The sequence below is a fragment of the Gordonia sp. 852002-50816_SCH5313054-c genome (genome assembly GCF_001665925.1).
In the GTDB taxonomy this organism is placed as follows: domain Bacteria; phylum Actinomycetota; class Actinomycetes; order Mycobacteriales; family Mycobacteriaceae; genus Gordonia; species Gordonia jacobaea.
Genome location: NZ_LZTE01000025.1, coordinates 87,780 through 112,716 on the forward strand (window position 1 = coordinate 87,780; position 24,937 = coordinate 112,716).

The 24,937-nt window shown below is 65.4% G+C and carries 29 protein-coding genes, 4 tRNA genes and 1 pseudogene; 21 read left to right on the top strand and 13 right to left on the bottom strand.

The window, feature by feature from the left end; translation table 11 throughout:
* Nucleotides 1-24: 24 nt before the first annotated feature.
* The 5 genes from A5788_RS03280 to A5788_RS03300 form a co-directional block, all read right to left on the bottom strand.
* Complete coding sequence (locus tag A5788_RS03280; RefSeq protein WP_049700172.1) at nucleotides 25-903, bottom strand: TIGR03619 family F420-dependent LLM class oxidoreductase; 879 nt, start codon at nucleotides 901-903, stop codon at nucleotides 25-27.
* Between the two features lie 194 nt (nucleotides 904-1,097).
* On the bottom strand, nucleotides 1,098-2,045 hold the full coding sequence (glfT1, locus tag A5788_RS03285; protein ID WP_049700171.1) for a galactofuranosyltransferase GlfT1: 948 nt from the start codon (nucleotides 2,043-2,045) through the stop codon (nucleotides 1,098-1,100).
* Complete coding sequence (gene wzt, locus A5788_RS03290) at nucleotides 2,042-2,881, bottom strand: galactan export ABC transporter ATP-binding subunit Wzt/RfbE (RefSeq protein ID WP_049700170.1); 840 nt, start codon at nucleotides 2,879-2,881, stop codon at nucleotides 2,042-2,044. Before wzt ends, glfT1 begins: the two co-directional genes overlap by 4 nt.
* A gap of 3 nt (nucleotides 2,882-2,884) precedes the next feature.
* Nucleotides 2,885-3,754: a galactan export ABC transporter permease subunit Wzm/RfbD gene (gene wzm, locus A5788_RS03295; protein WP_049700169.1), complete on the bottom strand. Its 870-nt coding sequence runs from the start codon at nucleotides 3,752-3,754 to the stop codon at nucleotides 2,885-2,887.
* A 76-nt stretch (nucleotides 3,755-3,830) separates the two neighbouring features.
* A complete protein-coding gene (locus tag A5788_RS03300) occupies nucleotides 3,831-4,388 on the bottom strand; it encodes a bacterial proteasome activator family protein (RefSeq protein ID WP_049700168.1) in 558 nt (185 codons plus the stop codon).
* A 138-nt stretch (nucleotides 4,389-4,526) separates the two neighbouring features.
* On the opposite strand from A5788_RS03300, the gene A5788_RS03305 reads away from it, so the two are divergent.
* From A5788_RS03305 to A5788_RS03325, 5 genes are all read left to right on the top strand, one after another.
* Nucleotides 4,527-5,723, top strand: coding sequence for a cysteine desulfurase-like protein (locus A5788_RS03305; protein ID WP_049700167.1), 1,197 nt, complete (start codon nucleotides 4,527-4,529; stop codon nucleotides 5,721-5,723).
* Between the two features lie 82 nt (nucleotides 5,724-5,805).
* Complete coding sequence (locus A5788_RS03310; RefSeq protein ID WP_049700166.1) at nucleotides 5,806-6,276, top strand: MarR family winged helix-turn-helix transcriptional regulator; 471 nt, start codon at nucleotides 5,806-5,808, stop codon at nucleotides 6,274-6,276.
* Between the two features lie 43 nt (nucleotides 6,277-6,319).
* Nucleotides 6,320-7,294 carry an NAD(P)H-quinone oxidoreductase gene (locus tag A5788_RS03315; RefSeq protein WP_049700165.1) on the top strand — a complete coding sequence of 325 codons (975 nt, stop codon included), beginning with the start codon at nucleotides 6,320-6,322 and terminating at the stop codon, nucleotides 7,292-7,294.
* 56 nt (nucleotides 7,295-7,350) lie between these two features.
* A tRNA-Ser gene (locus A5788_RS03320) sits at nucleotides 7,351-7,435 on the top strand.
* A 129-nt stretch (nucleotides 7,436-7,564) separates the two neighbouring features.
* Nucleotides 7,565-7,921 carry a hypothetical protein gene (locus A5788_RS03325; protein ID WP_231895423.1) on the top strand — a complete coding sequence of 119 codons (357 nt, stop codon included), beginning with the start codon at nucleotides 7,565-7,567 and terminating at the stop codon, nucleotides 7,919-7,921.
* Between the two features lie 8 nt (nucleotides 7,922-7,929).
* Here A5788_RS03325 and A5788_RS03330 read toward each other — a convergent pair whose 3' ends face one another.
* Nucleotides 7,930-8,415 (bottom strand): SRPBCC family protein, encoded by a 486-nt coding sequence (locus A5788_RS03330; protein ID WP_049700164.1) that lies wholly within the window; start codon nucleotides 8,413-8,415, stop codon nucleotides 7,930-7,932.
* A gap of 4 nt (nucleotides 8,416-8,419) precedes the next feature.
* Entirely contained in the window at nucleotides 8,420-8,779 is a 360-nt protein-coding gene (locus A5788_RS03335; RefSeq protein ID WP_197494539.1) for an ArsR/SmtB family transcription factor, read from the bottom strand.
* A gap of 110 nt (nucleotides 8,780-8,889) precedes the next feature.
* On the opposite strand from A5788_RS03335, the gene A5788_RS03340 reads away from it, so the two are divergent.
* A complete protein-coding gene (locus A5788_RS03340; RefSeq protein WP_049700163.1) occupies nucleotides 8,890-9,354 on the top strand; it encodes an Rv2732c family membrane protein in 465 nt (154 codons plus the stop codon).
* Between the two features lie 8 nt (nucleotides 9,355-9,362).
* Nucleotides 9,363-9,650: a hypothetical protein gene (locus A5788_RS03345; protein ID WP_156525437.1), complete on the top strand. Its 288-nt coding sequence runs from the start codon at nucleotides 9,363-9,365 to the stop codon at nucleotides 9,648-9,650.
* Here A5788_RS03345 and A5788_RS03350 read toward each other — a convergent pair.
* A complete protein-coding gene (locus tag A5788_RS03350) occupies nucleotides 9,626-10,225 on the bottom strand; it encodes a hypothetical protein (protein ID WP_049700162.1) in 600 nt (199 codons plus the stop codon). The two genes, A5788_RS03345 and A5788_RS03350, sit on opposite strands and share 25 nt — an antisense overlap.
* Nucleotides 10,226-10,324: 99 nt before the next feature.
* Nucleotides 10,325-11,428, bottom strand: coding sequence for a magnesium transporter CorA family protein (locus A5788_RS03355; RefSeq protein WP_049700161.1), 1,104 nt, complete (start codon nucleotides 11,426-11,428; stop codon nucleotides 10,325-10,327).
* A gap of 70 nt (nucleotides 11,429-11,498) precedes the next feature.
* Between A5788_RS03355 and A5788_RS03360 the strand changes: the two genes are divergently transcribed.
* Both A5788_RS03360 and A5788_RS03365 read left to right on the top strand, forming a co-directional pair.
* Nucleotides 11,499-12,620, top strand: coding sequence for an acyltransferase family protein (locus tag A5788_RS03360; protein WP_049700160.1), 1,122 nt, complete (start codon nucleotides 11,499-11,501; stop codon nucleotides 12,618-12,620).
* Nucleotides 12,621-12,693: 73 nt separating this feature from the next.
* Nucleotides 12,694-13,935 (top strand): hypothetical protein, encoded by a 1,242-nt coding sequence (locus tag A5788_RS03365; RefSeq protein ID WP_049700159.1) that lies wholly within the window; start codon nucleotides 12,694-12,696, stop codon nucleotides 13,933-13,935.
* A gap of 11 nt (nucleotides 13,936-13,946) precedes the next feature.
* Here the strand turns inward: A5788_RS03365 and A5788_RS03370 are convergent, their stop codons facing one another.
* On the bottom strand, nucleotides 13,947-14,405 hold the full coding sequence (locus A5788_RS03370) for an acyl-CoA thioesterase (protein WP_049700158.1): 459 nt from the start codon (nucleotides 14,403-14,405) through the stop codon (nucleotides 13,947-13,949).
* Nucleotides 14,406-14,681: 276 nt separating this feature from the next.
* On the opposite strand from A5788_RS03370, the gene A5788_RS03375 reads away from it, so the two are divergent.
* Nucleotides 14,682-15,728, top strand: coding sequence for an alpha/beta hydrolase (locus A5788_RS03375; protein WP_231894224.1), 1,047 nt, complete (start codon nucleotides 14,682-14,684; stop codon nucleotides 15,726-15,728).
* A 215-nt stretch (nucleotides 15,729-15,943) separates the two neighbouring features.
* Here A5788_RS03375 and hisC read toward each other — a convergent pair whose 3' ends face one another.
* Nucleotides 15,944-17,017, bottom strand: coding sequence for a histidinol-phosphate transaminase (hisC, locus tag A5788_RS03380; RefSeq protein WP_049700156.1), 1,074 nt, complete (start codon nucleotides 17,015-17,017; stop codon nucleotides 15,944-15,946).
* A gap of 189 nt (nucleotides 17,018-17,206) precedes the next feature.
* Between hisC and A5788_RS03385 the strand changes: the two genes are divergently transcribed.
* The 5 genes from A5788_RS03385 (at nucleotide 17,207) to A5788_RS03405 (ending at nucleotide 19,970) form a co-directional block, all read left to right on the top strand.
* Nucleotides 17,207-17,298, top strand: a tRNA-Ser gene (locus A5788_RS03385).
* Between the two features lie 40 nt (nucleotides 17,299-17,338).
* Nucleotides 17,339-17,414, top strand: a tRNA-Arg gene (locus A5788_RS03390).
* Nucleotides 17,415-17,624: 210 nt separating this feature from the next.
* A complete protein-coding gene (gene aqpZ, locus A5788_RS03395) occupies nucleotides 17,625-18,386 on the top strand; it encodes an aquaporin Z (RefSeq protein ID WP_049700155.1) in 762 nt (253 codons plus the stop codon).
* Nucleotides 18,387-18,520: 134 nt separating this feature from the next.
* Nucleotides 18,521-19,270, top strand: coding sequence for a hypothetical protein (locus A5788_RS03400; protein WP_049700293.1), 750 nt, complete (start codon nucleotides 18,521-18,523; stop codon nucleotides 19,268-19,270).
* A 151-nt stretch (nucleotides 19,271-19,421) separates the two neighbouring features.
* Nucleotides 19,422-19,970 (top strand): putative glycolipid-binding domain-containing protein, encoded by a 549-nt coding sequence (locus tag A5788_RS03405; RefSeq protein WP_049700292.1) that lies wholly within the window; start codon nucleotides 19,422-19,424, stop codon nucleotides 19,968-19,970.
* Between the two features lie 4 nt (nucleotides 19,971-19,974).
* On the opposite strand, the gene A5788_RS03410 is transcribed toward A5788_RS03405, so the two are convergent.
* The gene (locus tag A5788_RS03410; protein ID WP_082938005.1) at nucleotides 19,975-20,979 is read right to left on the bottom strand and encodes a prephenate dehydrogenase; all 1,005 of its coding nucleotides are present in this window, start codon (nucleotides 20,977-20,979) and stop codon (nucleotides 19,975-19,977) included.
* A gap of 115 nt (nucleotides 20,980-21,094) precedes the next feature.
* Here A5788_RS03410 and A5788_RS03415 point away from each other — a divergent pair, with 115 nt between their 5' ends.
* A complete protein-coding gene (locus A5788_RS03415; protein WP_005208124.1) occupies nucleotides 21,095-21,637 on the top strand; it encodes a tRNA adenosine deaminase-associated protein in 543 nt (180 codons plus the stop codon).
* A gap of 50 nt (nucleotides 21,638-21,687) precedes the next feature.
* The gene (locus A5788_RS23415; protein WP_082938012.1) at nucleotides 21,688-22,149 is read left to right on the top strand and encodes a nucleoside deaminase; all 462 of its coding nucleotides are present in this window, start codon (nucleotides 21,688-21,690) and stop codon (nucleotides 22,147-22,149) included.
* A 481-nt stretch (nucleotides 22,150-22,630) separates the two neighbouring features.
* Here A5788_RS23415 and A5788_RS24480 read toward each other — a convergent pair.
* Nucleotides 22,631-23,383, bottom strand: a pseudogene (locus A5788_RS24480) (hypothetical protein); the annotation flags it as partial.
* Here A5788_RS24480 and A5788_RS03430 point away from each other — a divergent pair.
* The 4 genes from A5788_RS03430 (at nucleotide 23,304) to A5788_RS03445 (ending at nucleotide 24,888) form a co-directional block, all read left to right on the top strand.
* A complete protein-coding gene (locus A5788_RS03430; RefSeq protein ID WP_049700153.1) occupies nucleotides 23,304-23,942 on the top strand; it encodes a TetR/AcrR family transcriptional regulator C-terminal domain-containing protein in 639 nt (212 codons plus the stop codon). The pseudogene A5788_RS24480 and the gene A5788_RS03430 overlap by 80 nt on opposite strands.
* 122 nt (nucleotides 23,943-24,064) lie before the next feature.
* Nucleotides 24,065-24,334 carry a hypothetical protein gene (locus tag A5788_RS03435; protein ID WP_049700152.1) on the top strand — a complete coding sequence of 90 codons (270 nt, stop codon included), beginning with the start codon at nucleotides 24,065-24,067 and terminating at the stop codon, nucleotides 24,332-24,334.
* A 172-nt stretch (nucleotides 24,335-24,506) separates the two neighbouring features.
* Nucleotides 24,507-24,716: a CsbD family protein gene (locus A5788_RS03440; RefSeq protein WP_049700151.1), complete on the top strand. Its 210-nt coding sequence runs from the start codon at nucleotides 24,507-24,509 to the stop codon at nucleotides 24,714-24,716.
* An 81-nt stretch (nucleotides 24,717-24,797) separates the two neighbouring features.
* Nucleotides 24,798-24,888, top strand: a tRNA-Ser gene (locus A5788_RS03445).
* Nucleotides 24,889-24,937: the final 49 nt, after the last annotated feature.

Here is a 24,937-nt window from a genome sequence, read left to right on the forward strand (position 1 = left end):
GCGCTCCAGCGTGCCGACTGTGCGTCAGCCGTTCACCTTCGCGATCACGTTCTCGGCGTAGGCGTTCAGATGGTCGATCTTGGTCGCGAGCGGCTCGGTGTCGTCGCCCATCACGTACGGAAGGCGGAAGCCGACGATCACATCGGTGATTCCCTTGTCCTCCAACCTCTTACATCCGTCGACCGTATAGGCGTCGAGTGAGATGACGTGGATCTCGAAGGGGTCGTTGAGTTTTCCCTCCGCTTTGCGGATGTCGGTGATCTTGTCGAGCAGGGCGTCGAGTTCCTCCGCGGGGCCGCCTCCGTGCATCCATCCGTCGCCTCGGATCACGGCTCGACGCAGCGCGGCGTCGGCGTGCCCTCCGACGAGGAGTGGGATCGGCTCTGTGGGTGCGGGGGTCATCTTGATGCGTGGAATGTCGTAGAACTCGCCGTGGAATTCGAAGTATTCACCCGACGTCAGGCCACGGAAGATGTCCATGCATTCGTCCATGCGCTTGCCACGTCGCGCGAAGTCGACGCCCATGAACTCATAGTCCTCCGGCCACGGGCTGGTGCCGACGCCTAGTGCGAGTCGGTTGTTTGTCAGGTACGCAACAGAACTCGCCTGCTTGGCCACCAGCGCCGGCGGTCGCACGGGGAGTTTGAGAACGAACGGCGTGAAGCGGATCGTCGACGTGACGGCACCGAGCGCCGCGGCCTCGATGAACGTCTCGATGAACGCCTTGCCGTCGAGGAACTCACGATTGCCGTCCGGCGTGTACGGATAGGTGGCGTCGGACTCCTCTGGGTACGCGAGCGAGTCGGGAATCGTGAACCCCGCGTACCCGGCCTCCTCGGCCGCCTGGGCGAGTGGTGCGTAGAAGCTGGGATCTGTCATCGCCTCGGCGAAGGTGAACCGCATGTGTCTCCCCTGTGGATCGGTGTCTGATCACAGAGTAGAACACGTTCTAGTTTCGGCGAGGGTGGTCGGCGAATTGCGCCCATTCGGCACGACGAAGCGCCCAGTCGATGAGACGAAGCGCACTGTCGGCAGGCTAGAGCGCCCACTCGGCACGACGAAGCGCCCACTCGACGCGACGAAGCGCCCAATCGACGTCAGTCGGGCCGCACGAACCGTTCGCGGCGGCCGAGTTGCTGCAGCCGGAACCACTCGCGGAAGCCCGCGACGTCGCGCTGCTGCACCAGGAAGTACCAGCCGAATCGTGCGTACTCCTGTGGGAGCAATTTGCGCATGCCGGGCTGGTTCATGAGGAAGCCGCGGTTGCGGTAGGTGAAGAAGCGCTTCACCGAGTTGTCGGGATACTGCGTGTGCATGCGGCCGCCGAGGATCGGGCGGAACTCGTCGGAGCCGTACGGGTGTAGATATGCCGTGGTCAGGCACGTGCCGAAACGTAAACCGGAGCGCACGAGGCGGCGGTGCACCTCGACCTCGTCGCCGCGGAAGAACAGCCGGAGGTCGGGGACGCCGACGACGTCGAGCGCGTGCGCAGAGAACAGTGCGCCGTTGAACAGCGACGCGATGCCCGGCAGCAGGTCGTCGTCGCCGTCGGGCTCGCCGTCGCCCTCGAACAACTCCGACCGCTTGCGCCGCCACGCCACGCCGCGGCGCAACGGGAAGGCGAGGGTGTCGGGGTCGTCGATGTTGACGACGACGGGTGAGACCTCGTCGAGCCGATGACGTGCGGCGCACTCGAGCAGCGTCGACAAAACTTCGCTGTCCTCAGGGCGTCCGTCATCGTCGGCGCACCACACCCAGTCGGCGCCGAGTGACAGCGCGGTCAACATGCCGAGCGCAAACCCGCCCGCGCCCCCGAGGTTGCGCTGCGAACCCACGTAGGTCGTCGGAATGGGTTGTGCGGCAACGAGGTCGGCGACCTGTTGTTCGTTGCCGTTGTCGACGACGACGAGGTGGTCGACAGGTCGGGACTGTGCGGAGACCACGGCAAGCGACTCGGCGAGCAACTCCGCTCGACGATGGGTCACCACAACGGCAATGACACGCGAGGCAATGACGCGCGAGGTCGAGCCCGTGGAGTCGCTCATGCGGGCTTGCCGTCGGTCCGATGCATCTCGTCGAGCACTTCGCGCACGTGCGCTGCGGCGGTCGGACCCTCGTAGGCGCCGACCACCTCCTCGATCCCGCCGTCCATCCGGATCTCGCCGTGGTCGATCCAGAGCGCGCGGTCGCACAGTTGGGCCAAGAACTCGTTGGAGTGACTGGCGAAAACCAGGATTCCCGAGCGCTCGACCAGCGACTGCAGCCGCGTACGCGCCTTCTTCATGAACTCCGCGTCGACGGCTCCGATGCCCTCGTCGAGGATCAGGATCTCGGGATCGATGCTGGTCACCACACCCAGGGCGAGGCGCACGCGCATACCGGTCGAGTAGGTGCGCAGCGGCATGTTGAGGTAGTCGCCGAGCTCGGAGAACTCCGCGATCTCGTCGGTCTTGCGCAGCATCTCCTTACGGCTCACGCCCAGGAACATGCCGCGGATGAGGATGTTCTCGTAGCCGGAGATCTCCGGGTCCATGCCGACGCCGAGGTCGAAGACCGGGGCCACGCGACCCTTCACCCGACATGAGCCGCGCGTCGGTTCGTAGATGCCCGACAGCAAGCGCAGCAGCGTCGACTTACCGGCACCGTTGTGACCGACGAGCCCCACGCGATCGCCGTGTTCGAGGTGCAGGTTGATGTTCTTGAGTGCTTCGACAACCACCACGTTCGACGCATTGGCGCCGATCACGCCGCCCGCGGCACCGAGCACCGACTTTTTCAGCGACCGCGTCTTGGCGTCGAAGATGGGGAAGTCGACGCAGGCGTCCCAGGTGTCGACGCGGACGGCGTCGTTCTTGATCTCAGGTTCTCTGGAGCTGGTCACGACTCACACCCAATACGGAACTCGGGCGCGGTAATTGCGCATGATGAACAGGGCGAGAAGGCATCCCGCGACGGTGCAGCCGATGACGATCGCCCAGTGATAGAAGGCGACCGATTCGCCGAGCAGCGGACCGCGCGTGATCTCGAGATAGTGGAACATCGGGTTGATCTCGAAGATCCGTGCCCGCGACGAGCCCTCTCCGGTGACCTTGTGCAGCGACGACGCGCTCCAGATGATCGGCGTCATGAAGAACACCAGGCGCACGGCGGTGCTGAGTAGCTGTCCGATGTCGCGGAATCGGGTGGTCAGGATGCCGAAGACCATCGCGACCCACACGCTGTTGATGACGAACAGGATCATCGCCGGGATGATCAGCACGACGGTCCAGCTCAGGTGGATGTGCTTCCAGAAGATCGCCAGCAGCACCAGGTAGATGACGATGTTGTGCGCGAAGATGATGAGCTGCCGCCACGCGAGTCGGTAGACATGCACCGACAGCGGTGACGGGATCTGCTTGATCAACCCCTCGTTCTTGGCGAACACCTCCGAGCCGTCGAGAATCGATCCCTCGATGAAGCCCCAGAAGATGAAGCCGAGCGTCACGTACGGCAGGAACGTTGTGATGTCCTCGTCGAACAGCTGCGAATACAGCAGACCCATCGCCACGGCCGTGATGCCGGTCGCGATCGTGATCCACAACGGTCCGAGCACCGAACGCCGATACCGCTGTTTGATGTCCTGCCATCCGAGAAGCGCCCAGAGCTCCCTCGCGCGGAGTCCGTCCGAGAGGTCCTTGAACGCCCGCCGAAACGACCTCGAATCCGACGTCGTGGGTGGTGGCGGAACTTCCCGCTCGTTGACTACCGCTGACACGGGGATTCAGCATACAAGCGAGCAGTTCGACGATCCGGAACGGGCGGTGTCGAGCGAGGAGTCCGCGGCCCGATACTCAGAGGTACTGACCGGTGCTCGGTCCGCCGCCGGGACCACCTGGACCCACGATTCCGGGAGGCAGAGCGCCCTGTCGCATCTGCTCGAGCTGCGCACGCGCTGCCATCTGCTGGGCGAACAGCGCTGTCTGGATCCCGTGGAAGAGTCCTTCGAGCCACCCGACGAGCTGTGCCTGCGCGATACGCAGTTCGGCATCGGAAGGCGTCGAGTCGTCGGAGAAGGGGAGTGCGAGGCGTTCGAGCTCTTCACGCAGCTCGGGGGCGAGGCCGTCTTCCAGTTCGCTGATCGACGTCTGGTGGATCTCGCGGAGCCGGTTGCGCGACGCCTCGTCGAGCGGAGCTGCCCGCACTTCCTCGAGCAACTGCTTGATCATCGTGCCGATCCGCATGACCTTGGCGGGTTGCTCGACCATGTCGGCCACACTGTCTTTGGATTCGGCGTCTTTCCCGGTCTCGTGGTCGTCGGGCCCGACAACCACGATGTTCTCGTCGGCGGTTGCCGGAGAACCGAAACCGCGGGGATCAAACGCTCCGGACGATGTGCCTTCGCTAGCCATGTCCCCATTGTGCCGAAAGCCGCCGACACCCGTCAGCAGTAGTCGGTATTGCTCCCGACGCCAGGGGACGCCGTCGCCGCGCGGCGTTCGGCGACAACCCGTCCGTTCGTCGAGGGCGGGCCGTCTATCGTGGCTGGCATGAGTCTCGACGTCGCCGCCGTGCGAGGACTGTTCCCCTCGCTCGGCGACGGCTGGATTCATTTCGACGCGCAGGCCGGGATGCTCATCCCCGACTCTGTTGCCAGCGCGGTCTCGTCGGGATTCCGCCAGCTCGGCGCGGCGCCGGGCGGGGTCTATCCGGGTGCGGTCCGCACCACCGAAGCCATCGACGGCGCACGTCGAGCGGTCGCCGATCTCGTCGGCGCGCAGGCCGCGGGAGTGGTCCTGGGACCCTCCCGATCGGCGCTCGTGTGGACCCTGGCGGAGTCGATCGCCCCCAACACCTGGCTCGGCGGCGACGTCGTCGTGAGTCATGCCGACGACGAGCCGAACATCGTGCCGTGGCTGCGGGTCGTCGGACGCTATGGCGGTTCTGTGCGGTGGGCCGAACTCGACATCGAGACGGGTGAGCTGCCCGCGTGGCAGTACAAGAATCTCGTCGGTGCGCGAACGGCAGTCGTCGCCGTCACCTTGGCGTCGTCGACTCTCGGTGCCATCACCGATATCCCCGCGATCGCCCGCTTCGCACACGCACGTGGTGCGATGCTCGTCGTCGACGCGACGAATGCTGCTCCCTACATGCCGCTCGACATCGCCGAACTCGGTGCGGATGTGCTCGTGGTGTCCGCCGAGCGGTGGGGCGGTCCGCGGGTCGCGGCAATGGTGTTCCGGGATCCGAAGGTCATCGATCGGCTCGTCCCGATGTCGGTCGACCCGCGTGCGGTCGGCCCCGCACGTCTCGAACTCGAACCGCTACAGGGCGGACTGCTGACCGGGCTGGTCGCGTCGATCGAACATCTCGCCTCGCTCGACGCCGACGCGATCGGCAAGCGGCGCCGACGACTTGTCGCCTCCCTCGACGCGGTCAACGAGTATCTCGACCGGCTGATGGTCTACCTCACGACGACTCTGGAGCAGCTCAGTCAGGTCTCGGTGGTCGGGACGCCTGGTAACCGCGTCCCGACGCTCAGCTTCACCTTCGATCAGGTCTCGGCGGACAAGGTGGTTCGACGCCTCTCCGACAACGGGATCTGTGCGCTCGCCGACCTCCCGTGCCGAGCGCTGACACGCATGGGTGCAAGCGACTTCGGCGGCGCGGTGACCGTCGGTCTCGGACCCTATTCGACGCCGTACGAAGTTGACCATCTGGTCAGAACTCTCGGGTCGCTCGGTTAGGCAACGTCGCAGCGTATTGCGTGTGGGTCGACCGATCCACACGGTTTCGCATTTAGCTACAACGCATACTAAGTTGACCAATGTGAACGACCCCGAACCCCGCCCTCCCGCGCCTGATACACCGGAGCTGACCGCCGATCAGGTCGCGCTCTGGAACTCGTTCGTGGATGGCGGATGGGCGCTGATGGCTCAGGTCAACAGCACGTTCGGCGCAAACGGCTGGACTACAACCGACCTGCGCATCCTCGAAGTTCTCGCGACGCGTGAGCAGTTCGGCATCAGTGAACTCGCGGCGACCGTGCACATGGGCGTCAGCACCATGTCCCGTCAGATCGGCAGACTGATCGACACCGGCGACGTCGTCCGCGTACGTTCGGACCTCGACGGCAGACACCGACTCGTCCGCATCACCGACACCGGCCGCAGCACGTTGGCCCGGATCTCGCGGGTGCGCAACGGCGTGATCCGCGAGTACGTCTTCGACGTCCTGGGCGAGGAAGGCTTCACCACCATCTGCCTCGCCATGCGGAAGGTCCGGGGCTCCTGGTCCTGACGGTTACGCCCGTTCGACGCCACTTTCGGGCAGCATCGATGGCATGCGTGCAATCACCGTCGAGTCCGATACCGCCACATTGTCTGTCGCCGAAGTACCCGATCCGACGCCGGGACCCGGCGAGGTGCTCATCGAGGTCGCGGCAGCCGGCGTGAACCGTGCCGACCTACTCCAGAAACAGGGCCTGTATCCACCGCCGCCTGGGGCGTCGGAGATTCTCGGTCTCGAGGTGTCGGGCCGGATCGTCGAACTTGGTCCAGAGGTGACGGAGTGGTCCGTCGGCGACGAGGTGTGTGCCCTGCTCGCGGGCGGCGGGTACGCCGAGCTGGTGGTGGTTCCGGCCGTGCAGGTGCTGCCGAAGCCGTCGAATGTGGACCTGATCGAGGCAGCGGGACTGCCGGAGGTTGCGTGCACGGTTGTCTCGAACCTGCTGCTCACGGCGCACCTGCAGCTTGACGAGCTGGTGCTCATTCATGGAGGCTCCAGCGGGATCGGCACCCATGCGACGCAGCTGTGTCGCGCGCTGGGAGCCAGGGTCGCGGTGACGGCGCGGACGAAGGAGAAGCTGGCGCGCTCGGCGGAGTACGGGGCCGAGATCCTCATCGACTACTCGTCGGAGGACTTCGTCGAGGTGATCTCCGGGCACGGTGGCGCCAACGTGATCCTCGACATCATCGGCGCGGCCTATCTGCCGCGCAACGTCAAGGCTCTCGCCACGGGAGGGCGCCTGGTCATCATCGGCATGCAGGGCGGCGTCAAGGGTGAGTTACCCATCGGCGCAATGATTTCCAAGCGGCTCTCGGTGTACGGCACCGCGCTGCGCTCGAGGCCGGTGACCGGGGCCGACGGCAAGGCGTCGATCGTCGAGAAGACCTACACGCGAACCTGGCCGTTGATCGAGGCCGGCTCTGTGGTGCCGGTGACCGACTCGGTCTTCGAGCTCGCCGACGCCCAGGCCGCCCACGAGCGACTCAACAGCGGCGACGCGATCGGCAAGGTGCTGCTGCGCGTTGGTTGATGAGGGAACGGGCTGATGGTGGTCTCGCGCTGCGGGTCACGTACCCTTTTCGGCAGGGAAGCGTGGCAGAGCGGCCGAATGCACTCGCCTTGAAAGCGAGCGTGGGTAAAACCACCGGGGGTTCAAATCCCTCCGCTTCCGCAGAAGAGGCCGAGTTGCGTGGGATCCAGAGGGGCATTTTTGTACCCCTGCGTCCCACGCAACTGAACCTCATTTCGGCGAACGACGGGTCCAAGTAATCGCTGAGACCTTATGGCACAATTCCGGCCTGTGAAGAAGCTGATAGCAAGTGTAATGATCGGCGGCGCCGCTGCCGCAGGAGTTCTCGTGGGTGGCGGAGCGGCGCACGCCGACGTCTCGCCTGGCAACTATCGATACTGCAACACCGAGTTCCAGGGTTTCCACGTTCCGGTGCCGTGGTGTTCGGACATGACGGTTCGCAATCACCGGTTAGGGGTCACCCCAAGCTTCCGTGGCTACCCCATCACAACCGTTGGCAAGTACGAGTACGTCAACATGGGCCAGGGCAACGGACTCAAGATGTACAAGACGCGCAACGGATATGCGGGCTCGCAGTATCAGGGCAACAAGGTCATCGCCAAGTTCGTTCTGACGCGCAAGCGCTGAGCGCGCGGTCAACCTGCCAGGAACTGATCGATCTGGTTGAGCGACTGCGTCGCGCCCTCGGCCATGCCCATGTCGAGGACCTTCTGCAGTCCCTCAACCGTTTCGTACGTACTCACGTAGGTGGCGATGGTTCGGCCATCGTTGTCGGCGAACGAGTATGTGCTGTGCGACAACGGAAGTGAATCGATCGGCGTGAAGTTTTCGTCGGCGAAGCCGTCGCGGAAGCTGAAGTTCGACGGCTTGTCGACGGAGTCGACGAGCCAGTAGCCCGCGTACTTTTCGCCGTCGGGTCCGGTCATGTAGTACGTGACACGCCCGCCCGGCGCCAGGTTGTGGTCGACGAACGTTGCGGGGTATTCCGGTGGGCCCCAGACCTTCTCGAGCTGACGCGGATCGGCGTAGATCTGCCAGACGCGTTCAACCGGAGCTGCGAACTCGGCTGTGATGGTGAGGGATCGGTCGTCGAGATTCTTGGTGACGTCGATGACGGGCATTGTCTTACTCCTCTTTGTCGGCAGCTGTCGACGGAGTGTCGTCGACAGCAAGTAGTGCGTCGATTCGGTCGATCCGGCCGCGCCAGACCTGCTCGAGCTCGTCGAGTAGGTCCGACACGGCGCGCACGGCCTCGACGTCGCCGGAGGCAAGTTGTTCACGCCCTCGGCGACGTTTTGTCAGCAGTCCGGAGCGTTCGAGCACGGCGACGTGTTTCTGTACCGCGGCGAAGCTCATGTCGTAGTCGGCGGCGAGTGTCGACACCGACTGCTCCTGCGCGAGCACGCGCCGCATGATGTCGCGGCGGGTTCGATCGGCAAGTGCGTGGAACAGTGCGTCTGCCTGGTCCTCTGCCGTTGTGCTCACGATGCAAACGTACAACTGATTGGTTGTACGTGTCTACCCTTTCGTGAAATTGGCCTGTATTGCGCACCCCGGGTCCTGCGCCCCGAGCGCTAGCGGAGGACACTGGTGGGATGCGCGACGACGGGAGAGGTGTAGACCGCGACGAACTGGACCCTCGGCTCGCGGACTCCCTTCGTGGAATCGAACGCAGGGTCATGGCAGAGGTCCCGCTCCGCGGGCGTGCGGTCGCCGCCATCTGGGTGGCCGTCGTGGTACTCGCGGGCATGAGCGTCGTGACTGCCCTGACCGGAACGTCGACGCCGCTCTCGGAACTCGCCGTCATCTTCGGCGCCGCCGCCGTGGTGCTGTCCATGGTCGCGGTGATTGTTCGACGTTTCGCACCCTGCTGGATCGCAGCAGCGGTCAGCGCCGTCGCGGTGCCGATCTCGATTCTGGGCTACTGGGCGGATCAGACTGCGCGCCAACAGACTTCGCTTGGGCTGTTGGTGGCCGCGCTGTGCCACATCGCGCTCGTGGTCAACTGGGTGCAGTGCGTGCGCCCGCCGGCGGGGCACAACGGAGGTCACGCCTCGTAGCTGTGGCCGTGGGTGATCTCGACAAGCTCGATCAGCGAAGGGGCCGCTCGATCGGCGGGTTTGGCTCGTTCAGCGAAGGGCGCTCGATCAGCGAAGGGCGCTCGATCAGCGAGGGGCGCTCGATCAGCGGGGTGATCTCGACGAGCTCGATCAGCGAGGGGCCGCTCGATCGGCGCGAGGCGCCTACACAACTCGGTCGTGAGCGCGGCGCCATCACAATAATCTCCTCGGCGGTCCGCTCAGGTACGAGTTGTGTACGTACCGGCGGTCGTCAGGACGGGGCCATGGCGCGCTGAGCCTTCTCGAGCGCGGCGAGGGTGCGTAGTACGTATTCGCGACGCGAGGTCAGGTCGGCGATGCGGGCCTTGGCGGAGAGTCCCGATTCCTGCTCGGCGGCGGCCAGGCGCCCGTCGATGTCGGTGAGTTCGTTCAGCAGACCCTCGGCGCGGCTGAGAAGCTCCGCGCGGTCGGGCCGCGAAACGTCGTTGCGTCGTGTCGGGCTCGTGGTTGCCGTGCTCGCCTTGTCGCCCGCGCTCTTCACGGCGCCCGACTTCACAGCGCTCGACTTCACCGCGGCCGCAGACGTTCGCGACGCGGATCGCTTGGGTCGAGGAGCAGGGGTGCTCGTGCGGATCCGGTTCAACTCGGTGTACGCGTCGCGAGCGCCGACACGGTGCTCGCGCTCCTCCTCGTCGTCGCATTCCACGGAGCCGCCGAGCGGGCGCAGACCGTAGAAACCCAAGAACTTGCGCGCCTCGGTGATCGTCACCTCGAGCTCGCGGCACTTGCCGCAGCGCACTTCGTCACGGAAGTCCGCGACGTCATCGGTGGAGGAGCACCACTCACACGGGGTGGCAGTGTTTTCGGTCACGACAGCTTCGGCAGTTCTGGAGAGCACGTTCGAAAACAATACGGGACAAGAGGTTTCAGATTCCAATTCGAGCGTGTCGCACACCGACACCCCGCGTGACTACAGCCAATCCCGCTTGCGGAAGTTGATGTAGAGCACGATGACAGACCCGACGATCAGGATCGCACTGACCCAGACACCCCACGACGTGCTGTATCCGGGGAACAGCACGTTCTGTCCGTAGTAGCCGGTGATGAGGGTCGGCACAGCGATGATCGCGGCCCACGCGGTCAACTTCTTCATCACGGTGTTGAGCCGCGCGTCCATCAACGAGAGGTTCGTCTCGAAGACGCTGCTGAGCATGTCGCGCAGTGACTCGGTCCACTCGGCGGCGCGCAGCACGTGGTCGTAGAGGTCGGAGTAGTTGGGGTCGAGCTCGGCCGCGTGTTCTCCGCGATCCTGGTAGCGGTGTCGCTGGATGGTGCCGACCACCTCGCGCATCGGGAGCACCACCCGCCGCAGCACCACGAGATCCTTGCGCAGGTCATACGTCCGACGTTGCAGACTCACGTTGGGAACGGACTCGTCGAACAAATAGTCCTCGAGCTCCTCGATCTGGTCGTCGAGTACCTGGACCGCGTCGAAGTGGCCGTCGACCACGACGTCGAGCACCACGTAGAGCAACCCGCCGACCCCGAGCGACGCGGCGTTCGTGTCCTCGCAGCGTTCCACCACGGTCTTGATCCCGTCGCCCGGATGCATACGCACCGTGATGACGGCGTTGTCCTTGATGAAGATCGAGATGCGGTGCAATGTAAAGGATTTGGCGCGCTGATTCTGCCCGTTGTTGGCGACCACCCCCGACCTCGGAGGTGGTGGATCGTCGGAGTCGTCGTCAGCGTCGTCGTCGGAATCGCTGTCGGAGCGTCGAACATTCTGTGTCGCAGACGTTTTCATCTCGATGCCGTACACCATGATGAAGGTGTGGTCGCTGTAGGTGACGGTCTTGACGCGCTCGGCGGCCGAGATCGTGTCTTCGATGGCGAACTTGTTCAACCCGAGTTCGTCTGCGAGCGAAGAGAGCGTCTCATGGGTCGGGCACTGCAGGTCGGCCCACACGACGGTGTCGGACTCGCCGATGAGGTCGGAGACCGATTCGAGGGAGAATCCGTCGACCTTCTTGCCATCGCGCCAGATCTGGCCCTGGATGCGCTCGTCTCCCATGACGTCATCCTGCCACGCGACGAGAGGTCCTCGACGCTGCCGCGCTCGCTCGACCTGGCAGGATCGGCCCATGGCCCACCGCATCCCGTCTCTCACCGGAGTGCGTGCGCTGGCTGCGGCCGCGGTCTGCCTGACACATGCGGCCTTCTGGACCGGCAACTACACCGACGACTACGTCGGACGCCTCTTCTCTCGGTTCGAGGTCGGCGTCGCCATCTTCTTCGTGCTCTCGGGGTTTCTGCTGTTCTCGGAGTGGATTCGGCCGCTGCAGAAGGGCTCGGCCCCACCGTCGACTCGACGCTACTTCTGGCATCGCGCACGGCGAATCCTGCCCGCGTACTGGATCACGGTGATCGCGGTCTACCTCATCTACGGCTGGTATTCGCCGGGTGGCGAGGCCGCGGTGACAGGCGTTGGCTGGTCGGGTTTCTGGCGAAACATGACCCTGACGCAGGTCTACGGCATCGGCCACCTGCATGCCGGCCTGACCCAGATGTGGAGTCTCGCAGCAGAAGTCGTGTTCTACCTGCTCCTGCCGGTGATCGCCTGGCTGCTGATCGTCGTCGTGTGCCGACGTCGCTGGCGACCCGATCTGCTCATCGGTGGGCTGCTCGTGATCGGGCTGGTCAGTCCGGTGTGGTCGGTGCTCGTCGACGGCAATCCCGACGCCGATCCGACAGCCCGACTCTGGGCGCCTGCTTTCCTCGGATGGTTCGTCGCCGGCATGGTCCTGGCGGTCTGTGCGCCGCTCGTCGCCAAGTGGAACACCTGGTTCTGGCTCACGGCCGCGGGTGTCGCGTTCCTCGTGTCGGGTCTGCCGCTGGCAGGAGAGCCGACGATCACGCCGAGCACGGCGTCGGCCACCATCGTCAAGCATCTGCTCTACCTCGTCATCGCCGTCGGAATGGTTGGTCCGCTCACCGCCACCGACCAGTCGTCGCCGTGGGCTCGGCTGTGCGGCAGCCGTCCCGTCGTGTGGCTCGGCGAGATCTCCTACGAGTTCTTCCTCGTGCACGTACTCGTACTCGAAGTGGTCATGGACCTGCTGAACTATCGCGTGTTCAGCGGCAACGTCGTGGTGGCGTTCGTGGTGACAACCGCGATCAGCATCCCCGTCGCGTGGGCGCTGCACCGCGCGACCCGACCGCTGTGGCGTGCGCCGACGCCTCGGGCACCCGAATTGCGCAGGTAGAATCTGGGAACGCGGCGGGGTGAACTGACTACTCTCGCCCGCAAGACGGTCCCGAACCAAAGGCGTTACGACGATGATCGACAAGAGCGCGGCCCAGCGGGGTGGCGACAGCAGTGCTCAGATCCGCAGCTGGTGTGAGCGATCGGCCGTCGCCGGTGAACGCCCCGAACTCTCCGATGCCGCCGCACTGCTCGTGGCGTCGGGGTATCTCACCCCGGCAGGCCGGGCGATCCTGGTCCGCCGAATCTCTTCCGGATTGCCTGTACCGACGCTGCCCACGGGTTTCGGTGAGTTGCGTCGACTCCAGCGGGCGATCGTCCAGCTCGAAAGCCAACTCGACGCCCCGATGGTGCCCGGAATGGTCGTGACGCTGATGCGCGGGCGTCTCAACGGGCTGCTGCGTCGGCGCGACGACTCGCGCAAGCTGATCGTGACCGCGAAGGGTGTTTTCGCAGGTAGTACGCGCGCCATCCGTAGGGAACGTCGAGAGAACGTGTACCTCGAGATCGAAGAGCGGGAGCGCCTGTTCGCCGGACTGCTCTGCACACCGACCCCGAACGTGAACACGTCGAACCCGATGCGTCGTGCGGGAACGGCGGCTGTCGAACGGATCGCGGGCGTCGTCGGACAGGTCGCCGCCCGCTCGGGATATCCGCAGGCCGGGGAGTGGGCTAACCGCGTCGCCGCCGTCGACGGAACTCCCGCTTCGCCGAGAAACCCCGCCTCACCGCTGTCCGGTGTGGCGAACTTCGTCGACGGCTACGAGACGCTGATGTTCCTCGCCGCCCACTACTACGACCGCATCATGCGCAATCCGGCGTGGCGGTCCGACCACTTCGCCGTGCAGCGCACGCAGGTCAATCTGCACGCCGAACTCGCCGAGATCGTCGCCGACGTCATCGCGCTGCGCTCGGTGCGGATCGACCTCGACCGCGCCAAGCGAAACGGCGGATTCGACGCCTCGTTCGCCGCCCAGATCGATCGTCGTGAAACGGTATTGCGGCCGGTCTGGACCGAGCTCATCGACCGTGTGCAGGCGCTCGGCGACGTCGCGTACGTCGTCGAGTCGGCCGCCGTCGAACTGCAGATCCTGTCCGAATACAACAGGGCCGCAACCATCGACGACCGGATCGACGCGCTCATCGCCAGGTCGGGCGACCGGGAGATCTCCGTCGACAACGCCAAACGTCTGACCGAGCAGGTGCGCAGCGGCGAGGAGCAGTTGCGTATCTACCGCGACGTCCTCGAGGGCAACATCGCACGCATTTCGCCTGCCGTGCCGCGGGAGCTACCCGCCCGCTACGAGCCGTCCTGACCCGCGTCGCTTCAGGCGCGTGACCAGGACCGCAGGTGATCTTTTTCGACGCCGGTGAGTCGTCGAAGCGAGTGTGCCTCAACGTCGACGACGGCCATCTGGGTGCTCGCGACACAGGCGGGTTTGGAATCGTCCTCGGCGTGCGCGCCGCGGATCTCATAGCCGATGGTGAAGTCGACCGATCGAAAACCCTTGATCCACATGCCAATCCGCAACGGCGAATCGTCGTGCCGTAGTTGGCTCTGGTATCTGATCTCGACGTGGACGATCATCGCGCTCTTGATCAGTTCCGCCTGGGACCCGGTCGGTGTGTCGGCTTCAGCAGCCAGAGTGGTTGCCATGACCAACCATTGGATGCGGGCCTCCTCCATGAGGGTGACCATCCGCGCGTGGTTGATGTGACCAAAGGCATCCATGTCCGACCATCGCACGGGGACCTCGGCGACGAATGCGAAATCTCCGACACCCATACCGCGCTCACCTGCGGACTTCGTCGAACTATCCAGATCCTTTGGTGTCGTCACAATAACAACCTTATGTCGACGTTGCGCGAAGACGGTTCGGGGATGTTGGTTGCCAGGAACGACACGTACCCTGTGGACGACACCGGCCGCAGTGGGAGGGGAACCCACTGATGCGGGCCGTCCTGACATTTCAAGATGTGCGCACGACGATGAGATGCGCACGATCGCGAGTGCCCGACCTGGATGGTCGGTGCACTCCGAAGAGTTCGAGGAGACACTTGCATGGGTGGGCGTTGGAGGATCACGGCTGCGCGTCGGCGCACGGGAGGTAGTGGGTCGGTGATTCGACGATCTGCCGTGCTCGCGACCGCGCTTGTCGGATTCTCCGCGCTACTCACCGGCGTTCCCGCCGTGGCGGACGCAGCACCCGTGCCCGTCGCGAAGATCGCGAAGGTTGAGAAGCTGGGACCGCTCAGGACCGACGTCTGGGTCACGTCGCCGTCGATGAAGACGAAGATCAAGCTGTCGGTGCTGACCCCCGCAAATGCGTCGGGTCCGCGACCAACCGTCTACATGCTCGACGGCGCCGGAGCCGAGGGCGACGTGAGCGACTGGATCACCAAGGGCCACGCGGGCCGCTTCTTCGCGGGCAAGAATGTCAACGTGGTGCTGCCGACCGGCGGTAAGGGCAGCTTCTACACCGACTGGCAAAAGCGCGATCCCAAAGTGGGACAACCCATGTGGGAGACCTTCCTGGCGAAGGAGCTCCCTCCGCTGGTCGACAAGAAATTCGACGGCAATGGGCGCAACGCGATCATCGGCCTGTCGATGGGCGGCCAGGCGGCTTTCGCACTCACCATCCGTCATCCGTCGACCTACAGCGGACTCGCCTCGCTGTCGGGCTGTCCGCCGGTCTCCGGCGCTGCCAATGAGGCATACGTACGCACGACGGTCGGCCGCGACGGCGGCGACGCGACGAACATGTGGGGCCCGTTCGGCTCCGCAGGCTGGGACGCTCACGATCCGGCCAAGCACCTCGACGCACTGCGCGGCAAGGACATATTCTTGGCCGCCGGATCAGGCGCCATCGGCCCGCTCGACCTGCAGCGTCGGATCGAACCCGACGAGGGCCCACCCGAGGCCGTGACGGCGTCGTCGTCGGCGCTCGAGCTGGGGGCCTACCGCTGCTCGCTGGAGTTCGCCGCGACGATGCGCGCCAACAACGTGCGCTACACCGACGGCTTCCGCCTGATCGGCACGCACACCTGGGCCTACTGGGAGCAAGACCTCCCCGCCGCCTGGCGCACCGTCTCGCGCGGCCTGTACTGAGCCGCGCGGCGCCCACTCGGCCGTTTTAGGCGCCCACTCGGCCGTATGGGGCGCCCACTCGACGGTGACCGCACGGTCGACTGGGCGCTCGGGACCGTCGACTGGGCGTCTTATCCCGTCGACTGTGCGCTCGGGACTGTCGACGGTGCGCTCGGGACCGTCGACTGGGCGCTCCAGACCGTCGAATGGGCGTCTTATCCCGTCGACTGTGCGCCTTATCCCGCCGAGTGGTCCTCGGCCCAGCGGGTGGCGAAGGTTAGGAAGGCGTCGTTATCCTCGGCCTCGGTGACGGTCACGCGCACGCCGTCGCCGGCGAAGGGTCGGATGATCACGCCTGCGTCGCGCGCGGCGGCAGCGAAATCGGTTGTCGCGTCGCCGAGTTCGATCCAGACGAAGTTCGCCTGCGTCGCCGGGACGCGATATCCCATGTCGCGCAATTGCTCTGCGACTCTGGTGCGCTCCTCGACGATCGCCTCGGTGCGCGCGAGCAGCTCGTCGTCGGCGTCGAGGCTTGCGATGGCCGCGGCCTGGGCCACCGAGTTCACGGAGAACGGTACGTGAGCCTTGCCGAGCGCGGTGATGACCTCGGGATGCGCGATCGCATATCCGACGCGCAGCCCCGCGAGTCCGTACGCCTTCGAGAATGTCCGCAGCACAACCAGATTGGGATACTCGCGGTGCAGTTCGATGGCGTCGTACGCCTGCGTCTGCGACGGTCGCATGTACTCGAAGTACGCCTCGTCGAGAGCAACGACGACGTCGCTGGGAACCTTCGCCAGGAACGTCCGCAGGCTGTCGGCGTCGACGATGGTCCCCGTCGGGTTGTTCGGGTTGCAGACGAAGATCAGGCGTGTGCGGTCGGTGATCGCGTCGGCCATCGCGGGGAGGTCGTAGCTGAGCTCGTCGGTCAGTGGGATCTGCACGGGCACAGCTCCGACGAGACGGGTCGCCAGGGGATAGGTCTCGAACGACCGCCACCCGAACAAGACCTCGTCGCCCGGCTCGCACGTGATTGTCACGAGGTTCTGGCACAGGCTGACCGAGCCGCAGCCGACCTGGATCTCGTCCTCGGTCACGCCCAGACGCTTGGCGAGCGAGGCCGTCAACTCCACCATGCCGTTGTCGGGGTAGCGGTTGATGGTCTGCAGCGAGTCGGTGATGGCCTGCTCGACGCTGGGCAGCGGCCCGAACGTCACCTCGTTGCTCGCGAGTTTGATCGCGCCGGGAAAAGTGGCACCGGGCACGTAGACGGGCAGTTCTTCGAGGTGAAGGCGAAGGCGGAAACTCACACGTCAAATGTAGGACGCGAGCGTGCCCATGCCGAAACCGGCTCATGCGAGACGCCGTCTGCCCGTGCTCCACGACGCCTTTGCGAGGGTCTGTCCATGCAGGTCGTCGCGCCCCGTAGCTCGCGGTTTGCTTCGGACTGATGACCGTGTGTAATCTTTCCACTCGGCAGTTCGAAAGGACTCCGCCAAGGAGGCGTGCCAGAGCGGCCGAATGGGACTCACTGCTAATGAGTTGTCTCGCTAAAACGGGACCGGAGGTTCAAATCCTCTCGCCTCCGCCACCGCAGTCAGCCTCGACCGCGGAGAACTGAATAACGCTACGCGCCCGTAGCTCAACGGATAGAGCATCTGACTACGGATCAGAAGGTTTGGGGTTCGAATCCCTACGGGCGCACCACACACTCCCCGTCACCGGTACTCGGTGGCGGGGAGTTTGTCGTCGACGGATCGCGTCCGGCGTCGACCGGAGCGCAGGTCTGCACATGGTCTCGCCGAGGTCACTGTTGTGAATCGGACACTGAGAATCTGCAATCATCGGTGATGTACTGAAGTGGCAGAAGTGCTTGATGTGACATCCGGTCCCGAGTCGTACGACGAGAGGAACTCTATGCCTTCGCCCATTGCAAAAATCACTGCCGAGTTGTTCGGCACGTTCTGGCTGGTCTTCGGCGGTTGCGGTACCGCGATCTTTGCCGCGAAAGAGGTGGCCGTCGGTGACGACACCGGCACCCGAATCCAGGTGGGTGTCGGCTACCTCGGCGTCGCCCTCGCCTTCGGTCTCACCGTGGTCACAATGGCGTACGCCCTCGGTCACATCTCCGGAGGCCACTTCAATCCCGCCATCACGCTCGGTGCATGCGTCGGCGGACGTACTCCGTGGCGCGACCTGCCGGGCTACTGGGTCGCGCAGATCGTCGGCGGTCTGCTTGCGGGCCTCGCCCTCTGGGGTATCGCCTCGGGCAAACCGGGGTGGTCGCGTGAGGGGAATATGGCTGCCAATGGCTACGCCGAGCACAGCCCCGGCAACTACACGCTTGTCGCGGTCATCGTGGCCGAGATCCTGCTGACCGCGTTCTTCCTGATCGTCGTGCTCGGCGCGACGGACGTCCGTGCACCAAAGGGTATGGGCGCCTTGGCAATCGGCTTGGCGCTGACCCTCATCCACCTCATCTCGATCCCGATCTCCAACACGTCGGTCAACCCCGCACGCTCGACGGGCGTCGCCTTCTTCAACGGCAACGGCGCACCGGGACAGTTGTGGGTGTTCTGGGTTGCCCCGCTCGTCGGTGGCATCATCGGCGGCTTGCTCTACCCGCTCCTGTTCGAGGACGGACGCTTCAAGTTCGCGCCCGTGCAGAACACCGTCTAACCGAACACACACGACGGCCGGCCCGGGCGCGATGCCCGTGGCCGGCCGTCGCGTCGTCGTGGCGGTCCGTATCGTCGGGATCAGGGATTGCGGCGTCAGGGATGTCGGCAGGCAGTGGAGACGGGAGCGTCAGCATGGGACAGCAGGAGGCGGGGCCGCGGCCCGAGGACCTCTATCGCGCGCCGCTGATGCCTGGCCTCTACCCGCCGCTCGGATTCGCCCCCGACGGCACGCCGCGGTTCGTGCCCGGCCAGCAGCCCTCGCAGACTGCCGCCGGACCCCAGACCTCCGCGCCCGGAGGCGCGACACCCCCACACGGTGGACCCCCACCCGACGAAACAGGACCCGACCCAACGGACTTCGACGACGAGCGGCGTCAGCCGAAGTCGCCGGGAAAGTTCGGCACGGGAGTGGTGTTCGCGCTGGTCGCAGCCGTCGTTCTCGGTTTGGTCTTCTACGGATTCTCGCTGATACGGCAATCCGGCGCACAGTCGCAGGACGCGCCCGCGACCCTGACGATCGTCGACCCCACCGTTCCCGACGTCCCGACCCAGCAACAGCAGCCGGGCAACCCGATGCTCCCGCCCGGCGCGACGCCTGCACCGCGCGACAGCGACACCGCGGGCCGATCCGTCACCTACGACGCGACCATCGAGGGCAGCGGGACCATCCTCTACGTCGACGACGTCGGCCTGCGCAGCGAGTTCACCCCACCGCCCACGTGGCACCTCGAGTTCACCGCGGGATCGGCGCCGCTACGACTGCTGGTCCTCGCCGGACAGAACAGCTCGGCGTCGTGTGAGATCAAGGTCGACGGCCAGAGCGTCTCGATTGATCGGGTCGACGCAGGGTCTGCCCGACGGACCGCTTCGTGCCGCGCGTGACCGTAACGAAGTGATGGAGACCGGCATCCGATGTGTGTAGCGGCCTCTCGCTCGCTACCGTAGACGCGTGAGTACAACCCCAGCCCCTGATCACGACACCGCAGCGAGCGGCGGATCGGTCGACACCGCTCCGGTTCGGGAGTACAAGACGATGATCACCTGGCGTGGTGTCGGAGTCGACAGACTCGAGCAGGTACGCCTGCACGTGTCCGGGCTGCGCATCAAGGCATACGGTCGGATCATCTCGGCGGCTACCGCCGACTCGGAGGCGTTTTCCGCCTCGTACGAGCTGATCACCAACGACGCGGGCGTGACGAAGCGACTCTCCATCCACCTCCTCCGGGAGAGCGGCGAGAGCCAACTCGGACTCTCCCACGACGACGAGAACCTCTGGCTCGTGCGCACCAACGGAGACACCATCCGCAGTGACTTCGACGGCGCGCAGGACGTCGACCTGGCCATGTCGCCGATGTTCAACGCGCTGCCCATCCGTCGATTCGGCCTGAACACAGCACCGACCGACGTCGAGATCCCGGTGGCGTACGTCTACCTGCCGACCGGCGAGGTCAAGCCGGCGCAGATGCACTACACCTCGGGACCCGACGGCATCGACGTCGTCTCGCCGATCGCGACGGCCAAGATCACCGTCGACGACAACGGCTTCGTCGTGAACTACTCGGGACTGGCCGAGCGCGTCTGAGGGGTCACCCCAGCCAGACTCGCCCCTCGTGGGCCTGTTTACGCATGTCCGACGCCCAGCCGGGCGCGCCGACGCTGACCCCGACAATCGGCTCCCGACCCCGCGCCGCCATCTCCTCGTAAGCCATGCGCGCGCGATGTCCGTCGTCGATCAGAGCGGCAACGCTGCCGGAGTCGCGCAGTTCGTCGCGTGCCTGGACGAGACGGTCGATCGCCTCGCTGAGTGCGTTGAGTACGGCGATGTCGTTGGCCTCGATCATGGCGCGCTGCAGCGTGGGTTCGGTCGCGGCAACGCGCGTCCCGTCCCGGAAACTGCCTGCTGCCAGGCGTAACGCAAGGTTGCTCTCGCCCGCGCCGACGGCGGCGGTGTCCGCGGCAAGCAGGTGTGGAACGTGCGAGATCGCCGCGACGGCCCGGTCGTGTGCGTCCGGCGCCGCGGGGACGACAACCGCTGACACCTCCAACGCGAGCTCTGCCACCGCGGTCCAATCGTCGGCGTCCGTGTCGTCGGACGTGGTGACCATCCACATCGCATCGGTGAACAGCGTCGGATCGCATGCGTCCCATCCGGACCGGCTCGTCCCGGCCATCGGGTGCCCTCCGACGTAGCGCGCGTGTGGATGAAGCCTCGAAACCTTTTCCGCCACAGCCTGTTTGACGCTGATGACGTCGGTGAGCAGGCATCGCGGTGCCGTTTCGGCGATTGCACTCAGCAGCGGCTCGATCGTCGTGACCGGGGTGGCCAGCACGATGATCGCGTCGTCGGCTGCCGCGCGTTGCAGCGTCGCAACCAGATCCGACGAGGCGTCGTATCCAGAATTCGACGCCGCGTCGACGGTTGCCTCGGAGCGGTTGTAGCCGAACACGTCACGACCGGCCGCCGCCAGGGCCTGCATGAACGACCCGCCGATCAGTCCGAGGCCGAGGATGCAGACCGGTCGTCGAGTCGTCGCCGTCGTCTGTGATTCCTGCGCGGTCTGCGGTTGGCTGCCCTGCTTGTCTTCGGTCACAAGGTCCAGATTCGCACATCGGTCTCGGGTCTCGGAGCGCGTGGCGACGGAGTGTAGGCGACCTGAGTCGGAAGGGGATTGGGGCGGGCGTCGATTCTCGACTACCGTGAGCGTCATGGCAGGTGCCGGCGCTGGGGTTTCGGACTCCAACAAGCAGCAAGCGATCGACGATATCGAGGGTTTCGCGGTAGCCGTGGTCCGCGAGGATGCCGCTTGGAAGGTCAAGGCGCTCGACGAGTCTGCCCTGACCGACCTGTCCGCCGCCGAGACGCAATTGCGTGAACTGCGGGCAGCGGGTGCCGTGTTCGGGCTCCTCGACATCGACGACGAATTCTTCATCGTCGTCCGCCCGGCCCCCGGCGGTGCGCGACTGCTGATCTCCGACGCGACCGCCGCGATCGACTACGACATCGCCGCCGACGTCCTCGACGCCATCAACGTCGACGTCCCCGATCTCGACGACGACGAGCTCGACGACATCGACCCGTGGGAGGAAGGCGACCTCGGCGTGCTCTCCGACCTCGGACTTCCCGACGCGGTGATGGGCGTGATCGTCGGCGATACCGACCTCTACGCCGACGAGCAGATCGGCATGATCGCCGCGCGACTCGGATTCGCCGACGAACTGTCGAAGGTGCTCGACTCGCTCGGACACTGAAGGCTCCGCAGGTGAACGGCGGGCGTGACGCGTCGCGCGTTCGGGATCAGATGAGCCTGTGGGATCAGATGATCGGTGAGGCGCTGTCTGCTGCCGTCGACTCCTCCGGACCCGACGACGTCCCCATCGGAGCCGTGGTCTTCGACCCGGCGGGCGTCGAACTCGCGCGTGCCGGGAATCGCCGTGAACTCGACGCCGACCCGACCGCCCACGCCGAGATCCTCGTGCTACGTGCCGCCGCGCGCGCCTTCGGTGACGGGTGGCGGCTGCCCGGATGCACAATCGCGGTCACCGTCGAGCCATGCACCATGTGCGCCGGAGCGATCACGCTCTCACGCGTCGACTCACTGGTCTTCGGCGCTTGGGAACCCAAGACCGGCGCCGTCGGGTCGCTGTGGGACGTCGTCCGCGACCCTCGCCTCGCCCACCGCCCGCAGGTCCGCGGCGGGGTGCGGGAGGCGGAGTGTCGAGAGCTGATGGTCGGCTTCTTCGACACGCGTCGCGAGGGCTGAGCCGTCGACTGGGCGCTCGAGACCGCCGACTGGGCGCTCGAGACCGTCGAGTGGGCGCTCGAGACCGTCGACTGGGCGCTCGAGACCGTCGACTGGGCGCTCGAGACCGCCGACGGTGCGCCCCTGGCCGCTCCCGTCCCGGCGTGACGACGGCGCGCTCCGGTCCGTCGTAGCTCCACGCCTTCTCGACGTCGTCGATCCCGAACGCTGCGTAGGGCACCTGCAGGGCGCCGGACGCGATCGCATCGATGACCGCTGGTATCGAGCGCATCTGCTGCTCGGCCGACACCGAACCCGCCCCGCTGCCCGAGATGGTGATGTTCCGCGATCGCAGGAGCGTCGACGGTACGGCTGCATGCGCCCCGGCGAGCGACCCGATCTGGACGTACGAGATGTGAGCGTCGTCTTCGTGCAATCCCTGCCGTCCGAGTGCCGCGAACGTGGCCTCGGCGATCGGGCCCCAGACGTAGTCGAGGACGAGGTCGGGCGTCGACGCGGCAACGGCCTCAGCTAGCGCGCCTGCCGGATCGTCGACATCGAGTTCGACGACGTCGACGTCGGGCGCGCGCAGGCTGCGCAGCACCGCCTGGTTCCGGCCGGCGGCGATGATGTGCTCGGCACCCAGGGCCCGAGCGCTCTGAACCGCCAGGCGACCCGACATCCCCGTCGCGCCCAGGATCAGCACGGTCCCTAAACTGCCGCGCGCGTCGCGGTGGGCGTGCAGCGGAAGCCATCCGGAGCCCGCAGGATTGACCCCTGCGGCCACTGCGAGCGGGTCGGCGTCGTCGGGAACAGGAAATCCGTCCTGTGCCGCCATGCGCTCGGCCATCGTGCCCCACGGAGGTGCGATGCGTCCGGTGTAGCGCAGAGAACCGTCCGCTGCGCGCACCACGGCGTCGATGCCGGGTACCTGGGGATATATGCCGGAACTTCCGTAGTGGCGGCCCGCCGCCAATGACCTGACGATCTGGTGCAGGCCTGCGCCCACGAGCTCGAAGAGCTCGGTTCCCGCGACGACCTGCGGTTCGTCGAATGTTCCGGGCACCGGGGTCCGTCCGGCGTCGGTGATGATTGCTGCCTTCATGACGAGTCTCCTTAACTTTGTTAAATCGGGTCTGCATCCAGACTCCCTTAACTTTGTTAAGCTGTCAACCGTGCCAACAGGAAGACCCAAGGGGCTGAACCGCGCCGACATCGTGCAAGCGGCGTTGGACCTCCTCGACGAGAAGGGCATCGACGCCGTCACGGTCCGCGCCGTGGCGACCCGACTCGGAGTCAAGGCGCCCGCGCTCTACTGGCACGTCGAGAACAAGCAGGCGCTGCTCGACGAGATGGGCACCGAGATTCAACGTCGGGTGATCGCCGAACTCCGTGCGCAACCGATGGGGGTTTGGCCCGAATCGGTGGCGACCTACGCGCGCGTACTTCGTCGCGAGTACCTCGCGCATCGCGACGGAGCGCGCACGTTCAGCGGAACGCGATTGACCGACCCGGAGGTGCTGCGCGCGCAGGAACCGTGGCTCGAGCAACTCGTCGCGTCGGGCGTCGATCTGGAAAGGGCTGTGAGCGCGGTCGAATTCGTGACAGCTTTTGTCGTCGGATTCGTCATCGAAGAGCAGGAGCGCGCTCAATCGGGGGAGCCGCGCTATTCACTGTCGGATCGGACCGAGATGCTCGGGGACGACGTCCCGCTGGTCGTGGAGGCCGGTCGAGTTCTCTTTGGCGATCGTGAGCAGCGATTCGAGCGCAACCTCGATGGCATCGTCGACGCGCTGCGGCGGGCTACCACCTGATCGCTGGGGGTGTCGAGACGTGCACAAACCAGGGTTCTCACCGAAAGACACAGTCGCCGCGGTGTGGCAGGTTGGTAACCGAGCGTGGAGCATCGGGCTCTGCATGGCGAGGAGTCGACATCATGAGTGAATCAAGCGACAAGATCAACGAGGCCGTGGAGTCGGTCAAGGGCAAGATCACCGAGTTCACGGAGAACGAGAAGGTTCAGGATGCGGTGGGCACAGCGAAGGAGAAGTTGACCGAGTTCACCGAGAACGAGAAGGTTCAGGATGCGGTGGGCACAGCGAAGGAGAAGTTGACCGAGTTCACCGAGAACGAAAAAGTTCAGGGCGCTGTGGGCACGGCGAAGGAGAAGTTCGGCGAGATCAAGGACAAGCTCCTCGGCAAGTGAGACCTGCCCTCGATCGAGAACGTCATCGGAGTTCAGGTGTGTGCGAGGGTGATTCGGACAGGCTTCGACGCGGACAGATTTCGATCTAACAGGCGTACTTCGACGGTGTGTACGGTGGGTTTCAGGAGACGCGAAAACCGCGCTCTGGTTCGCACACGCGAAGGAGAGTTCTATGGCAACCACTGATGATGCACAGAACAAGGCAGAAGAGCTCAAGGGTCGGGGCAAGGAAGCTGTCGGAAGCCTGACAAACAACGACGACCTCAAGAATGAGGGCAAGGGCGACCAGGCTGTAGCCGAAGGCAAGCAGAAGGTGTCTGAGGTTGCCGACAAGGTCAAAGAAGGCGTCGACGGCCTGAAGAACAAGCTCACCGGCCACTGAGCCGTTTGGCGCGGTGAGTGACATGCGCTTCGCTGACCTGCTGATTTAGTGTCAGACGCCAGCTGCGGTACAGTCTTCCGCGGTGGCGTGTCCGAGCGGCCGAAGGTGCAGCACTCGAAATGCTGTGTGCGGTAACCCCGTACCGAGGGTTCAAATCCCTCCGCCACCGCCAGAAACACCCCCTCATCTACGCAGATGAGGGGGTGTTTCGCTGCCTGGGA